Annotated in this window: 14 protein-coding genes and 1 pseudogene; 7 read left to right on the top strand and 8 right to left on the bottom strand. The window is 59.6% G+C overall.

Annotated elements, in window-relative coordinates:
- From PSH79_RS04780 to PSH79_RS04770, 3 genes are read right to left on the bottom strand one after another with little or no spacing between them, the layout of a single operon-like run.
- Nucleotides 1-327, bottom strand: a complete 327-nt coding sequence (locus PSH79_RS04780; protein ID WP_305441492.1) for a DUF3325 domain-containing protein — start codon at nucleotides 325-327, stop codon at nucleotides 1-3.
- On the bottom strand, nucleotides 327-1,913 hold the full coding sequence (locus PSH79_RS04775) for a PepSY domain-containing protein (protein ID WP_305441491.1): 1,587 nt from the start codon (nucleotides 1,911-1,913) through the stop codon (nucleotides 327-329). Before PSH79_RS04775 ends, PSH79_RS04780 begins: the two co-directional genes overlap by 1 nt.
- The gene (locus tag PSH79_RS04770) at nucleotides 1,910-2,215 is read right to left on the bottom strand and encodes a DUF3649 domain-containing protein (RefSeq protein ID WP_305441490.1); all 306 of its coding nucleotides are present in this window, start codon (nucleotides 2,213-2,215) and stop codon (nucleotides 1,910-1,912) included. Before PSH79_RS04770 ends, PSH79_RS04775 begins: the two co-directional genes overlap by 4 nt.
- A 177-nt stretch (nucleotides 2,216-2,392) precedes the next feature.
- On the opposite strand from PSH79_RS04770, the gene PSH79_RS04765 reads away from it, so the two are divergent.
- The 3 genes from PSH79_RS04765 (at nucleotide 2,393) to fecA (ending at nucleotide 6,267) form a co-directional block, all read left to right on the top strand.
- The gene (locus PSH79_RS04765) at nucleotides 2,393-2,881 is read left to right on the top strand and encodes a sigma-70 family RNA polymerase sigma factor (RefSeq protein WP_305441489.1); all 489 of its coding nucleotides are present in this window, start codon (nucleotides 2,393-2,395) and stop codon (nucleotides 2,879-2,881) included.
- Nucleotides 2,878-3,810: a FecR domain-containing protein gene (locus PSH79_RS04760; RefSeq protein WP_305441488.1), complete on the top strand. Its 933-nt coding sequence runs from the start codon at nucleotides 2,878-2,880 to the stop codon at nucleotides 3,808-3,810. The genes PSH79_RS04765 and PSH79_RS04760 overlap by 4 nt, the downstream gene beginning before the upstream one ends.
- A gap of 123 nt (nucleotides 3,811-3,933) precedes the next feature.
- Complete coding sequence (gene fecA, locus PSH79_RS04755; protein ID WP_305441487.1) at nucleotides 3,934-6,267, top strand: TonB-dependent Fe(3+) dicitrate receptor FecA; 2,334 nt, start codon at nucleotides 3,934-3,936, stop codon at nucleotides 6,265-6,267.
- A 71-nt stretch (nucleotides 6,268-6,338) separates the two neighbouring features.
- Here fecA and PSH79_RS04750 read toward each other — a convergent pair whose 3' ends face one another.
- Complete coding sequence (locus PSH79_RS04750) at nucleotides 6,339-6,743, bottom strand: HPF/RaiA family ribosome-associated protein (RefSeq protein WP_116029519.1); 405 nt, start codon at nucleotides 6,741-6,743, stop codon at nucleotides 6,339-6,341.
- 200 nt (nucleotides 6,744-6,943) lie between these two features.
- Entirely contained in the window at nucleotides 6,944-7,891 is a 948-nt protein-coding gene (locus PSH79_RS04745; protein ID WP_305441486.1) for a LysR substrate-binding domain-containing protein, read from the bottom strand.
- Nucleotides 7,892-8,026: 135 nt separating this feature from the next.
- Here PSH79_RS04745 and PSH79_RS04740 point away from each other — a divergent pair, with 135 nt between their 5' ends.
- Entirely contained in the window at nucleotides 8,027-9,403 is a 1,377-nt protein-coding gene (locus PSH79_RS04740; RefSeq protein ID WP_305441485.1) for an L-serine ammonia-lyase, read from the top strand.
- Nucleotides 9,404-9,647: 244 nt separating this feature from the next.
- Entirely contained in the window at nucleotides 9,648-9,965 is a 318-nt protein-coding gene (locus PSH79_RS04735; protein WP_305441483.1) for a DUF3509 domain-containing protein, read from the top strand.
- Here the strand turns inward: PSH79_RS04735 and PSH79_RS04730 are convergent.
- Complete coding sequence (locus tag PSH79_RS04730; protein ID WP_305441482.1) at nucleotides 9,962-10,462, bottom strand: phosphate-starvation-inducible protein PsiE; 501 nt, start codon at nucleotides 10,460-10,462, stop codon at nucleotides 9,962-9,964. The two genes, PSH79_RS04735 and PSH79_RS04730, sit on opposite strands and share 4 nt — an antisense overlap.
- 339 nt (nucleotides 10,463-10,801) lie before the next feature.
- Here PSH79_RS04730 and PSH79_RS04725 point away from each other — a divergent pair.
- Nucleotides 10,802-11,059, top strand: a pseudogene (locus PSH79_RS04725) (YebG family protein); the annotation flags it as partial.
- 142 nt (nucleotides 11,060-11,201) lie between these two features.
- Here PSH79_RS04725 and PSH79_RS04720 read toward each other — a convergent pair.
- A complete protein-coding gene (locus PSH79_RS04720) occupies nucleotides 11,202-12,221 on the bottom strand; it encodes a Glu/Leu/Phe/Val dehydrogenase dimerization domain-containing protein (RefSeq protein WP_305441481.1) in 1,020 nt (339 codons plus the stop codon).
- A 185-nt stretch (nucleotides 12,222-12,406) separates the two neighbouring features.
- Between PSH79_RS04720 and PSH79_RS04715 the strand changes: the two genes are divergently transcribed.
- Entirely contained in the window at nucleotides 12,407-13,210 is an 804-nt protein-coding gene (locus PSH79_RS04715; protein ID WP_305441480.1) for a SirB1 family protein, read from the top strand.
- A 50-nt stretch (nucleotides 13,211-13,260) separates the two neighbouring features.
- Here the strand turns inward: PSH79_RS04715 and PSH79_RS04710 are convergent, their stop codons facing one another.
- The gene (locus tag PSH79_RS04710) at nucleotides 13,261-14,631 is read right to left on the bottom strand and encodes an aromatic acid/H+ symport family MFS transporter (protein ID WP_305441479.1); all 1,371 of its coding nucleotides are present in this window, start codon (nucleotides 14,629-14,631) and stop codon (nucleotides 13,261-13,263) included.
- Nucleotides 14,632-14,668 lie beyond the last annotated feature (37 nt).

The following is a 14,668-nucleotide window of genomic DNA, read 5'->3' as shown; positions in this document are numbered from 1 at the left end:
TCAGCACTGCGCCCATGCCGCGACCGGGCTGGCCAACAGACTGACCCCGGCCAGCGCCAATGCCAGACGCGGTCGATAAGGCAGTAACAACACCAGCGCCAAGGCGCTGAGCATCAGCACGGCAAACCAGTCGACCAGCCCGAAACTCCAGCCATTGGCCGTCACGGCCGCCCAAATCGATAAGCCCAGCAGCAACCACCCCGCCAGCGTCAAGCCGCGACGGCGTCGAGGCGAAGGTTTGTGGCCAAGCAATTCATCGTAGTGCCGAGGCATCGACAGGCACAGCGCCGTAAACCCGGCGTAGCAAAGCAAAAGCGCCAGCAGCATCAGTTTGCCCCTTGCTCAAGCGTGATCGGCCGAGGCGTTTCGCGGGGCGTTTTTTTGACCCTGACCGTCGTGCCGGCACGTTGCATTTTCCTCGCGGCCCAAGCCAGGAAAACACCGGTAGCCAGACATGTCAGATCAAACCCGGCGAGCACCCAATCACCCTGCGCCAGCGTTACGCCGAGGTTCCACGGCGTGGTCAGTGCATTGATCAGCGGCACCGCGATAAATAGCGCGGCACCCAGTACAAGCTGCTCGATCCACGCTTTGCGCCCGGCACGCATTAATGCATGCACCACGCTCAAACCCCAGGCGATAAAGAACGCATTCACTTCCCAATCTGCCCGTCCAGCCAGATCCACTGGCAGCAGCCGATTGGCCAAAAAGAACACCGCCACCGCCGACACAAGCCCGGCCATGCTGGTGATGTTCAGCACTTCCACCAGCCGCAACTCGAACGGCATCACGCCGCTCTTGGCGTGTTTGAGCTGACGCTTGCCGAGCCAGATCACCAGCCCGGTGCCGATCATGGCCGTGCCCGCCAAGCCACAAATGAAATACAACCAACGCAACACCGGCCCGGCAAAGTGGCCCATGTGCAGACCATAGAAAGCGCCGCCCACCGCCATCGCCACCGGTTGATCCGGCGTGCTGCTGAGCATCTGCCCAGTGACACCGTTAAAAGTCACTGCGCTGCCAAAATCGTGAACCACACGATCGCCGGCGCGCGACAGCACCACCGAGGCATTTTCATCCCCCGGATTGCTCACCGAGAGACGCGCGGTGTGGCCACCGCCCCATTGCTCGCTGGCCTTGGCCAACAGGGGTGCCATGGACGCCAGTTGAGCAGCAATATTCGCTCGCTCCGGCGTCTTCGAGGCCGGGAAAACCTCATCGTAAAACTTGCGCGCGTCGCCGCCGTAGGACGCCAGAATGCTTGCCGGCATGACCATCGACATGAAGATCACCAGGCTGCTGTAGGTGATCATCAAGTGAAACGGCAGCACCAGCACGCCCACAGCGTTGTGCCCATCGAGCCACGAACGCTGACCTTTGCGGGGGCGGAAGGTGAAGAAGTCCTTGAAGATTTTCTTGTGGGTGATGATCCCGGTGATGAGCGCAACGAACATCACCATCGCGGCGATCGTCGCCAGCCAGCGGCCCCACGGATAAGGCATTTGCAGCTGGAAGTGGAACCGGTAGAAGAACTCGCCGCCCATGCTTTCGCGGCCCTGCACTTCGGTGCCGGTTTGAGCGTCGAGGGTTCTGGATTCGAAGCGGCCCCGCTCGCCGGGTTTCGCTGGGGCTTGTTGCCAGCGAACGGTCAGGCCGGGATCGCGGGCGTCGGGCAGGTCGATCAGCCACCGCGAGGCGCCGGCCGCGTGTTGTTGCAGATAATCCTGGGCCAGCGTCAGGCTCGCCTCGGCATTGATCGGCCGCGCGGGGATTTCAGGCTGCATCCAGTGACTGGTTTCGTCCTTGAAATAGGCCAGGGTTCCCGTCAGGAAAATCGCGAACAGCAACCAGCCGAACACCAGTCCGGCCCAAGTGTGCAACCAGGCCATCGCCTGACGGAAACCCTCTTTCATGCGTAACCCAATCCGCGCGCTGCGCCAGAGACAGTCGCCAGAATCACACTCGGCACCAGCAAACCCACCCACGCCGACCAGGCAGTCCGGCAGGCGAAGCACCAAAGCACCGCGACCAGATAGACCAAAAAGGAAATGGTCATGCCGGTCACGACCGCTTCGGCACGGTTCAAGGGCAACCACATCGTCAGCGTGACACTGGCCAGCGCAGCAACCAGATAGCCGCCGAACACCGCCGCCAGCACCCGCGAGGTGACGGCCAGACGATAAGACATGGGGAGTGTGGCGAGTTTGGCTTTCATGTTTCGACCCTGAAACGGAAAACGTCCGGCCAACAAGCCGAACCAACAGGCGAGCAATATTAATGATAAATATTCTCATACGCAAAAGCATCTGATTGCCGGCCAACCTCCGACGCCCCTACAATGCGAACAGTTCTTGTTCTCTAACGTACAAAAAGTGCGCCTGGAGTAATACCGTTGCCGTCCGCCCATCCCGTCGAATCGCTCTATCAGGCCCACCACAGCTGGCTGACCGGCTGGTTACGGCGCAAACTCGGCTGCCCGGACAGCGCTGCGGATCTGGCGCAAGACACGTTCATCAAAGTGATGACCGCACGCGAAGCACCGGTGATCAACGAGCCGCGCGCCTTTCTCACCACCCTTGCCAAGCGCGTGCTGTGCAATCACTACCGTCGGCAAGATCTGGAGCGCGCCTATCTCGACACCTTGGCGCAGATGCCGGAACGAGTGGCGCCGTCGGAAGAAGACAAAGCGATCATCCTGCAAACCCTGATGGAGCTGGATCAACTGCTCGACGGTTTGCCACGGCAGGTCAAACGCGCCTTTCTGCTGGCGCAGGTCGATGGCCTGACTTATCCGCAAATCGCCGTCGAGTTGGGGATCTCGGTCGCCACGGTCAAACGTCATCTGAACAAAGCGGCGATGCGCTGCTATTTCGCCCTGTGAACCGCGTCCCGGATTTCTCCGCACAAGTGGCCGAACAGGCCGTGAGCTGGCTGCTGGAAATGCAGCAAGGCGCGTTCAGCTCGCGCCAGCAACAGGCGTTGCAACAGTGGCTGGACGCGCACAGCGAACACCGCCGCGCCTGGGAACACATCGCGCGAGTCAACCAGCGCTTGCGCGGCGTGTCCTCGCCGCTCGCGCACGCGGCGTTGAACGGACCGAAGTCCGGCAGCCGCCGTCAGGCACTGAAGCTGTTGCTGATTCTTGGCGCCGGCTCCGCCGTTACCTGGGGCATGCGCGAGCACAATCCGCTGCCGCCGCTGCTCGCCGATTACCGCAGCCCGGTGGGTCAGCGGCGCAAGATTGTGTTGGGGGCGGGCAGTCAGTTGCAACTCAACACGGCCAGTTCAGTGGATGTAGAGAGCGGGCAAGGATTGATTCGTTTGCTCGAAGGCGAAATCCTCCTGACCGCCGCCCAATCATTCGAAATACGCACCGCGCAGGGCATTCTGAAAACCCAGGGCGCACGACTCAATGTGCGGCAATTTGCCGATCGCACACAGGTGGCGCTGTTTGCAGGTCGCGTCGAACTGACTGCCAACGGACGCGCGCCGATGCTGCTGCCCGTCGCCCGGCAATTGAGTTTCACCGCGACTGCCGCCAGCGAGGCCAAACCACTGGACGCCAACAGCGGCGCTTGGGCAGACGGCATGTTGGTGGCCGCGCATATGCGCCTCGGCGACTTCCTCGAAGAACTTGGCCGCTACCGGCGCGGGCAGCTCAATTGCGATAAGCAAGTCGCCGATCTGCTGATCTCCGGGACGTATCCACTGGACGACAGCGAGCGGATTCTCGACCTGCTGGAAATCAGTTTGCCGGTGAACGTGAAGCGATTTACCCGCTATTGGGTCAGCGTCGAGGCGCGGGTGTAACCGCAAGGTCAAAAGATCGCAGGCTGCGATCTTTTGATCTTGAAAATAAATGAGCCGTTTTTCAGATCTGGCGTGACAGAGAAGGAAAGCCCCCTTGATTCAACCTTCTCAGGATCATCCGACATGCACCCCACCCGCCTCACGCCGCTGGCCCGCAGTCTGCGCACACTCGTCCTCGGCGCCAGCCTGAGTTTCAGCGCCCTGCCCGTCGCGCTGGCTGCCGACGCCAAGGCTTATCACATTGCGCCGTCGTCGCTGGAAAACGCCCTCAACCAGTTTGGCCGCGAAGCCGGGGTGCTGATTTCTTTTGGCTCGCAAGTCACCAGTGGCGTGCAAAGTCGCGGCCTGGAGGGTAGTTACACGCCAGAGCAAGGTCTTGACGCATTGCTCGAAGGCACCGGCCTGCAAGCGCGCGCCGAGGGCAACAACGCTTTCAGCCTGCAACCGGCAGGTGACGCAGCGCTGGAGCTGGACACCTCCACAGTGGTCGGCGACTGGCTCGGTGATGCTCAGCAAATCAACATCTTCGAACATCCCGGCGCTCGCGACGTGATCCGCCGCGAAGATTTCGAACGCCAGGGCGCCACCCAGGCGCGCGATGTGCTCAACCGCATTCCCGGCGTCAACGCCCCGGAAAACAACGGCACCGGCAGCCATGATATGGCGCTGAACTTCGGCATTCGCGGTCTCAATCCGCGTCTCGCCGCACGCTCGACGGTGTTGATGGATGGCATCCCGGTGCCCTTTGCTCCTTACGGTCAACCGCAACTGTCGTTCGCGCCGATCAGCATGGGCAACATGGATGCGGTGGACGTGGTGCGCGGCGGTGGCGCAGTCCGTTACGGCCCGCAGAACGTCGGTGGCGTGGTCAACTTCGTGACCCGGGCGATTCCCGACGAGCCGACGGTCAAGGGTGGTTTCCAGACTGAAACCAGTCCGTCGTCGAGCCACGACGGCTTCAAGACCAGCGCCAATCTGCTGGCTGGCGGCACCAACGAGAACGGTCTGGGCGGCGCTTTGTTGTACTCCGGCACTCGCGGCGGCGACTGGCGTGAGCACAGCGACTCCGAGATCGACGACCTGATCCTCAAAGGCAAATACCAGCTCGACGAGGCCAACAGCTTCAACGCCATGGCCCAGTATTACGAAGGCAAGGCTGACATGCCCGGAGGCCTGAACGTCGCTGATTACGATGCCGATCCGTACCAGTCGACGCGCCCGAAAGACCAGTTCTGGGGCCGCCGCACGATGTTCAATTTCGGCTATCGCTACCAGGAAGATCGCCGCGAATTCACCGCCAACACTTTCTTCACCAAAACCCTGCGCAGCGGTTATCTGGATCAAGGCACCTTCCTGTCGCTGTCGCCACGCGAGTATTGGGTGCGCGGCTTTGAAACACGTTTCGCCCAGGGCTTCGATCTCGGCCCGACCAGCCATGAAGTCGGCGTCGGCTATCGCTACATCAACGAGGCCGGACACGAACTGCGCTACCGCACGCCGATTGCCAGCAATCAATACCCGACCACCGACAGCCGCAATGACCGCGATACCCGTGGCGGCACCGAGGCCAATGCGTTCTTCGTCGACGACCGTATCGACATCGGCAAGTGGACGATCACGCCGGGGGTGCGCTACGAAATGATCGAGTCGCAGCAGACCAACAACCTGACCAACGTCAAATACAAGGGCGACTACAACACCGCCCTGCCAGCGTTGAACGTGCTTTATCACCTGACCGACAGCTGGAATCTGTACGCTAATACCGAAGGTTCGTTCGGCAGCGTGCAGTACAGCCAGATGCCCAACCGCGTGAGCAGCGGCGAAGTGAAACCGGAGAAGGCGCGCACCTGGGAACTCGGCACCCGTTACGACAACGGCGCGCTGCGCGCAGAGATTGGCGCGTTTCTGATCAACTTCGACAATCAGTACGAAAGCAACCAGACCAATGATTCGGTGATCGCCCGTGGCGAAACCCGCCATCAAGGCATCGAGACCAGCGTCAACTATGCGCTGGATGACTTGAGTCCGGCGCTGGCCGGTTTTGATGTCTACGCCACCTATGCCTACGTTGACGCGACCATCCGCGAGGACGGGCCGAACAAGGGCAATCGCGTACCGTTCTCCTCGAAACACAAAGGCACGATCGGCGTCGGTTACACCGAGGGTCCGTGGAAGTTGAATCTGGACAGCAGCTTCCAGAGCGACCAGTTTGCCGACAACGCCAACACCTCGAAAGAAAGCGCCGACGGCAGCACCGGCAAGATTCCGGGTTACATGCTGTTCAGCAGCCGTGCGGGCTATGACTTCGGGCCGCAGTTGTCGGATCTGAATGTGGCGGTGGGGGTGAAGAACATCTTCAACACGCAATACTTCACGCGTTCGTTCGATGACAACAACAAGGGCAAGTATGTGGGGGAACCACGGACGGTTTATGTGCAGACTTCTGTGGCGTTTTGACCACCACTGAAAACAAAACGGGCCTGCTTTCGCAGGCCCGTTCTCATTGGGTGGCTTGGAAAATCAGCGCATCAACTGTTGATCGCTGCCTGTTCATTCTCAAGAAATTCTTCCTCCAGCAGTGCGTCATTCGCCTTGCTGAATGGCACCACAGCGGCGCGTGGTTTGCCGCGCAATTTGCCAAACAGGTGCTCCAGCGCATGCTCCAGTTTTTCGGCTGCACCATCGATCGCCTGTTCCAGCGAATCGGCTTTGTGGGTGACGGAAATCGGTTGATGGCCTTTTGGCCGCGCTTCCAGTTGGCAGCGCATGTCATGGGGACCTGGCTTGTCACCGTTCTCGTCGGCCAGATGGACTTCGACGCGGGTCAGGTCTTCTTCATAACGTTCGAGCGTGCTCTCAATGGTTGTACGTACCCACTCCTCCAGTCGTTGACTACTTTGAATATGGTTATCGCTGTTGACTTGGATTTGCATAGTTCATCCCTTATTTCAGCTAGCTCGCAAGAGGCCTTGAACAGGATTTCGTGACCTCTTGATTACAACAATCGGCCCGACCGCCGAACATTTCAACCCCTGAAAAAAGATAAATTTTCATTCGCAAAAAAATCCGGACAACCGGGCAAAGCACTGGTAAGGTCGGGAGTTGGGTCGCCCTGCCATCTCGCAAAACTTGCTCACAATTGCCCGTCGTTCAACGGGTGCAGACTGCGAAAGATCCCCGCCTCTTCCACCAGCCAATCGTGCACCGCACGCACGCCCGGATGGCTCAACGCCCCCGGCGCGTACAACAAAACGTAACGTTTGTGATTGGGCACCGACAGCCCGAACGGCACGATCAATGCCCCCCGCTCCAGCTCATCATTGAGCAGCGTGCGCCGGGCAATCGCCACACCCATGCCGGCGATGGCCGCTTCGATGGTCAGGTGATTGCGATTGAAGGTGTGCCCCCGCCGCACGTCGGCGCCTTCGAAGCCGATCGCGTTCAAATAGAATTCCCACTCTGCATATTCGTAACTGCCGCGCCAGGCGGTGATGTCGTGCAGCAACGGGAAATGCACCAGATCCGCCGGGCCATGCAGCGGTGGACGCGCACGTAGCAGGCTCGGCGCGCACACCGGGAAAATCTGCTCGTCGAGCAAGGCTGTGGATAACAGCCCCGGATAGCTGCCGTCGTTCAGGTCGATCGCCAGATCAAAGTCGCCCTCATGTAAAGGCACGCTGCTGTCCTCGGCCACCAGCCGCAGCTGGATATCCGGAAAACGCTGTTGCAGGCGAGGCAGACGTGGAGTCAGCCATTTGCTCAGGAATGACGGAATCGAGCGCACCCGCAAAATCCCGCTGATCATTCCGGCATCAAGACGACGCAATTCGGCGTCGATGCTGCCGTAAGCTTCGTTGACCGTTATCGCCAGTCGCTGCCCTTGCGCGCTTAATTCCACGCCACGCGCACGGCGATGAAACAGACGGAACCCGAGGCGCTCTTCCAATTGGCGGATTTGCTGACTGACCGCCCCCGGCGTGATGTGCAGTTCTTCTGCACAACGGGTGAACGACAGGTGCCGCGCGGCACAGGAAAACACCTGCAGCCAGACGTAGGTCTGAGCATGCAATTGACGACTCATTGTTTGGTCCTGCTAAAGGCTATCTTAGGAAGTTTCGTTGGTCACGTCAGACCGAGGCAGGCAGTATCGCCGACATTGCGCTTGTCCGACAAAAAATGGCAGCGATTCCTACTCCATTGCTTGTAAGGGTTTAGCATGGCTATCAGTGTTTTCGATCTATTCAAAGTCGGCATCGGTCCGTCCAGTTCCCACACCGTCGGCCCGATGCGCGCCGCTGCAACCTTCGCTCAGGCGCTGACCGATCAACGCTTGTTGAACGACGTACGTCGTGTGGAAATCCGTTTGTACGGCTCGCTGTCGGCCACTGGCGTCGGTCATGCCACCGACCGCGCCACGGTCATGGGCCTGATGGGAGAATGGCCGGACAGCATTGATCCGGCGACCATCGAGCCGCGCATCCAGCACCTGCGCGAAACCGGCCAACTGCCCCTCGCGGGTGGACGCTCGATTGCCTTCAACTGGCAACGCGATCTGCTGCTGCTGGACGAGAACCTGCCCTACCACCCCAACGCCATGTCTCTGACAGCCTTTGGCGAAACCGCCGAGCTGTTCGAGCAAACCTACTACTCGGTGGGCGGCGGTTTCATCATTGAAGCAGCTGAAGCCGAGTCCGGTGTGGCTGCGGCCGGTGAAGTGGTATTGCCGTACGATTTCTCCAGCGCCGCCGAACTCCTGTCGCTGTGCAAACAGCACAATTTGCGTGTTTCCGAATTGATGATGGCCAACGAACGCGCCTGGCGCTCCGACGCTGAGATCCGTCAAGGTCTGTTGCACATCTGGTCGGTGATGCGAGAGTGCGTCGAACAAGGTCTGCGTCACGAAGGCATTCTGCCCGGCGGTTTGAATGTTCCGCGCCGTGCAGCGAAATTGCATCGCAGTCTTCTGGAAATAGGCAAGCCGAATGTCATCAGCTCGACGCTGTCGGCAATGGAGTGGGTCAACCTCTTCGCTCTTGCCGTCAACGAAGAAAACGCCGCAGGCGGACGCATGGTGACCGCGCCGACCAACGGTGCCGCAGGGATCATTCCGGCGGTGTTGCACTACTACATGAAATTCAACCCGGATGCGTCTGACGATGACGTCGTCAATTTCTTCCTGGGCGCGGCCGCCGTCGGTATTTTGTGCAAGAAAAATGCGTCCATCTCCGGCGCCGAAGTCGGCTGTCAGGGCGAGGTCGGTTCGGCCTGCGCCATGGCCGCTGCCGGCCTGGCCGACGTGCTCGGAGCAACCCCGGAACAACTGGAGAACGCCGCCGAAATCGGCCTGGAACACAACCTCGGCCTGACCTGTGATCCGGTAGGCGGCCTGGTGCAAGTGCCGTGTATCGAGCGCAATGCCATCGCGGCGGTCAAGGCGATCAACGCCACGCAAATGGCTCTGCGCGGTGACGGCAACCACTTCATTTCTCTCGACCGGGTGATCCGCACCATGCGTGATACCGGCGCCGACATGCACGACAAATACAAAGAGACTTCACGGGGCGGTCTGGCCGTGAACTGGGTGGAATGCTGACCGGCTAATTGCACTGTGAGCGGTCACGCGCCCTGAAACGGGCCACAAATAAACAAGGCGAGCCATGGGCTCGCCTTTTTTATGCCGTATCCATTGTCCGACAAGATTCCCGGCATAGCCCTTGCTACACCTGATCAACACGATAATGGCGATATGGCCACGGAATGGCCGGTGGTCTGGATGGGCGAACCAACCAGATCATGGCCGGTCAACAACTGCACGTTCAATCAGGCGGTGACGCATCATGGACAACCCTTTTCAGATCATTACCGATGCCTTCGCGCCGGACTATCAGATCAACCTGAGCATTCAAGGCCTGGACGGCAGCATCATGCTGACGCTGTCCAACAGCGGCCGCATCGTGGCCAAAAGGATGATCAGCGCTGAACAGCGCAACGACCCCACACGCCTGAAGCGTCTGGTGCAAAGCATTCAGTTCGGCATCGCCATCGAACAGGGCCACAGTGCCATGGCGATCCTCGAAGCCATGACCAGCAGCGACGGGCTGACCCCGCCACCGCCAAAAATCATCGGCCAGCCCCGGCAAGCCGCAGGACTTTAAAGCTCGCCCTTCTCCACTTCGGGATGCTCGCTGGAGCCCGAACCGATCTTGCGGTGCGGGTTTTCGATCTTCACCGAAGGAAATTGCGACGAGGCGTAGCGCACCACCAGGATCGAAAACGCCAGCAGCAGAATCCCGCCGCACAGATAAATGATGCCCATGTCTGGCGGATTGTGGTGCGAGACGTTGGAGATCAGCAGTCGGGTCAGCGCGGTGATCGCCACGTAGATCAGGAAACGCACCGGCATATGGTTGGTCTTGAAGTAAATCCCGACCATCGCCCCCAGTTCCAGATAGATAAACAGCAACAGAATGTCATCGATCTTGATATGCCCGACTTCGAGCATCCCGAGAAACTCCATCACCGCCGCCCATGCCGTGACCGCACCGATGGCGAACAGCGCCAGGTAGTGAAAGGTCTCGACGAACAGATTGCCCAGAGACTCGGCCAGTTGATGCACGTTTTGCCGCAGTTTCTCGGCCCAGTTGATTTTCACGATGATGTTTCCTTAGCCCGATGCGAGCGGATGATGCGTGTTGGACGTGACGGTTTTTCTTCACGCGCCTGATTTCATGCAGAAACAGGGCCACGCCATCATGGCGAGCCGCTGCAAAACCCGCGCCGTGGCGTTTGGTCGCACTCTCGGTCTCGCACCCGCCTCCTGTGGGAGCAAGCTCGCTCGCCAATGATGGCGACACGGTCGATCTGACAAACTCCAAATCCGGTCTACATTGAAAAGCCACTACCCAAAGCGCAGGGATTCGCTTATCCTTTTCGCTGTATATAAATACAGTGGTCGCAAAGACAACTAATGTGAAGGCATGTGAGGTGGTGAATGGCCGTCGAAGTGGTATACCGCAGCAGCCGAGATCTGGAGCGCTTGTTCATGGATAAAGCCGAAGCTGACCGTCATGACAAAATGCTCGAACTGGCCGAATACTTGGCCGATGTGCTGCAAAAAGCCGTTCCGTCGCTGACTGAACAGCAAGTGGAAGAAGCCGGGATTTACATGGCGAAGAACCGCGATGTGTTCGCCCGGGCGTTCAAGAGCCAGCCTGATGCATTGTCGGAGCTGATCAATGCGCCGTCTGAGCCGGTCGAAAAAGCCGAGGTCGAGGAATCTGCTGAAGCGCCGGTGAAACCAGCCAAAGCAGCAAAAGCGGCGAAGTAATTTATGCCCGAATTGAATAGGCCCTGAGTCGAATGGCTCAGGGCCTTTTTCATGCCTTCGAAACCTACCGATACAAAACCCTTTCCGCCAACTCGTCCGCCACCCGCGCTGGCGAGCGTTTTTCTGCCTGCGCATGAGCGAACACTTCGGTCAGCCGTGAACTGATTTTCGACAGGTGCGCGGTAATGGTGGTCAGTTCCTCGCCACGATGTTTCAGCGAAACATAAATCAGGCCACCGGCATTGATCACATAGTCCGGCGCATAAAGAATTCCGCGCCGCTCCAATTGATCAGCCACATCCAAATGCGTCAGCTGGTTATTCGCCGAGCCCGCCACCGCCGAGCAGCGCAATTGCGTGACCGAGTGGCTGTTGAGCACCCCGCCCAGGCCACACGGCGCAAGTATGTCGCAGGGCGTACTGAGCAATGCGTCGTTGGCGATCGGGTGAGCATTGAGCTGCTCCATCGCCAGTTGCACCTTGCCGTGGTCAATGTCACTGACCAGCAGTTCGGCCCCGGCGGCGTGCAGTTGCTCGGCCAGCGCAAAACCGACATTGCCCAAACCCTGAATGGCGATACGCAAACCTTCGAGATTGTCGCTGCCCAACCGTGCCATGGCGGTTGCACGAATCCCGGCAAACACGCCCATCGCTGCGTGCGGCGCAGGATCGCCTGCCGACGTGGTGCTGGTGACATGCTGGGTCTGCTGGGCTATGCAATCCATGTCCGCCACCGAGGTGCCACTGTCGATAGCGGTGATGTAGCGGCCGTCGAGCTGATCGATGCACCGACCAAAGGCTTCGAACAGTGCGCCACGGTTTTCCACGTGTACCGGTCTTACAATCACCGCAACGCCACCGCCCTGAGGCAATCCGGCCAGCGCGGCTTTGTAGCTCATGCCCTGGGCGAGACGAATAGCGTCTTCGACCGCCGACTCGTCATTGGGATAGGCAAGGTAACGGCACCCGCCCAGGGCCGGCCCCAGACGACTGTTATGAATGGCTATGACCGCCTTCAACCCGGAAACCGGGTCAACGCTCAGGTGCAGCGATTCCAGGCGAGTGCTTTGCATGAGCGCAAACATCGTTGGGCTCCCGAATCACTTCTTGTAGAACGCCAGTATAGGCTTGCGCCCGAAAATTGCTGGAGCGCACCGGAATAAGCATCGATGGCGATGATGTCTTTGCGGCATAACCCCGGACTCAAGTTGCCAGACACTGGACGAATGGCACGGACGGGGCTAAAACGAGGCATTCCCCGGAGATTTCAATGAGTCCGCGCCAACGTTTTTTCGAGTGTCTGCACCGCTCCCCGCCCGCGCTGTTCGAAGCCGCGCTGTGGATGGCGGCCGAGCACGAAAAAGCTATCGACCCCCAAGCGCTGCTGCACGACTTCAAGGAACTGCAGCAGCGGGTCAGTTACGGCTTACCGATGCTGCCTGTCAGCGAACTGGCGCAGCCGTTGTTGCGGCGCATGACTGATCTGGGCTTCGCCCAGGATGACTTCCTGCCGCTGCGCCCACAGGCTGCAATGTTGCATAAAGTCTTGCAAACCCGCCGCGGACAACCGTTGGCGCTGGCCTTGATTGCCCTGGAATTGGCGCGCGCCCTGGAGATTCCGCTGGTCGGGGTCAATTTCCCCGGGCACTTCCTGCTACGGGTGCCCGGGGCCGATCACTTGCTTGATCCGTGCGGTGGTCGACGCCTGTATCCCAATGACTGTCGCGAACTGTTGCAGCGCCAATATGGGGCGCACATGAAAATCAATGCCGAGCATCTACTGACCGCCACACCGGTGCAGATGCTCCAGCGCCTGTCGCGCAACCTTCGTCAGTTGCACTCCAGTCACGACGACTTTATTGCTGCGCTGATCGATGCCGAGCGCGTGCTCGAACTGGGTGATGCCGGTGCCGCCGATTACCTCGCCCGGGCCAGTCTGTATCAAAAACTGGACTGCCCGAATGCCGAGCGTTTCGATCTGGAACATGCGCTGCTGCTCAGTGACGATCCGATTCAGCGGCTGCGTCTGACCGAGCGGCTCGGTCACCTCCCTCCCAATTCCGTCGTTCACTAATTCCCTGTGGGAGCTAGCCTGCTTGCGATGCATGCGACTCTGTCTCAAGGTCAGACCGCGTTATCGTTCTTCGCGAGCAGGCTCGCTCCCACAGTGGTCGCTGTTATTTCAGCAGGCGAACGCACCTGAATGATCAACAGCGCCGCAATCACCGCCGGAATCGCGCAGAAGAAGAAAATCTGCTCCACCGGAATGTGCATCGCCAGCAGCAGACTGCCGAACAGCGGCCCTAGAATCGAACCGAAGCGCCCTACCCCCAACGCCCACCCAGTGCCCGTGGCACGGACATGCGCGGGATAGAAATTACTGGCGAATGCATTCAGCGTCAGTTGCCCGCCAATGATGCAGAAGCCCGCAGCAAACACGCAGGCCACCAGGTAACGCGGGGTGTCGTGATTGAGCCCCAACAGAATCGTGCACAACGCCGCCCCCGCCAGTACGCCAGACAACAGCCGCACCTTGCGCTTCAAGCGGTCGGCGAACCAGGCCATACAGATCGCACCCAGCGTCCCGGCAAACAGGAACATCGACGTCACCAGATTGGCTTCGTTGAGTTTGAGGCCGCTTTCCAGCAACAGCGATGGCAGCCAACTGATCATGAAATACAAAAGAATCAGACTGACAAAAAATGTCGCCCAGATCAGCAACGTCGGTCGCGCATAACCATTGCGAAACAACTCGACGACGGTCAGTTTGCTGCCCTGCTCGCGTTCGTTCTGCTCGACGGAAGCGGCTGGCGGTTGCCAGTCCGGCAACATCCGCGCGGTGACTTTGCGCAGTCGCGCATACGGCGGTGCATCACGCAGCAATCGCGGCAAGGATTCCGGCAGCATCCACCAGAGGAACGGGAATAGCAGCAACGGCGTCACGCCGCCGGCGAGGAACACCGCTTGCCAACCGAATTGATCGATGAAACCGGCCGCGACAAAACCACCCGCCGCCCCGCCAAACGAGAAGCCACACGCGGCCAGTGTCACCATCAAGGTGCGCAGGCGCGGCGGCGAATATTCCGACATCAACGCCATGGCGCTGGGCATCGCGCCGCCCATACCGATGCCGCAGATGAAACGCGCGATCATCAAGCTATTCAGGGAGTCGGCGAACACCATCAGCACGGTCAGACTGGCGTAGATCAGCACGCAAGCGAGCAAGATACGGCGCACCCCGAAGCGGTCGGCCAGTGGCGTGACGACGAGAGAGCCGATCGTGAGGCCTAGCAGGTTGGCGCTGAACACAGGCCCGAACGCAGATTTCTCCAGACCCCAATCCTGGGCCAATGCCGGCACCACATAGCCGAGCACCTGAGCGTCATAGCCGTCAGTGACCAGCAGCAAGGCGAGCAGGATCAAGAGCAACCACTGATAGCGGGACACAGGACGGGCGTCGAGTGCCACCCGGAAGCTGGCAATCTGGTTGTGCATCGCAAGGTACCTGTTTTGTTTTTATGATTTTTGGGGT

The organism is Pseudomonas sp. FP2196 (assembly GCF_030687715.1).
In the GTDB taxonomy this organism is placed as follows: domain Bacteria; phylum Pseudomonadota; class Gammaproteobacteria; order Pseudomonadales; family Pseudomonadaceae; genus Aquipseudomonas.
The sequence above is the reverse complement of the archived record's forward strand: the minus strand, read 5'-3'. Positions and strand labels throughout refer to the sequence as shown.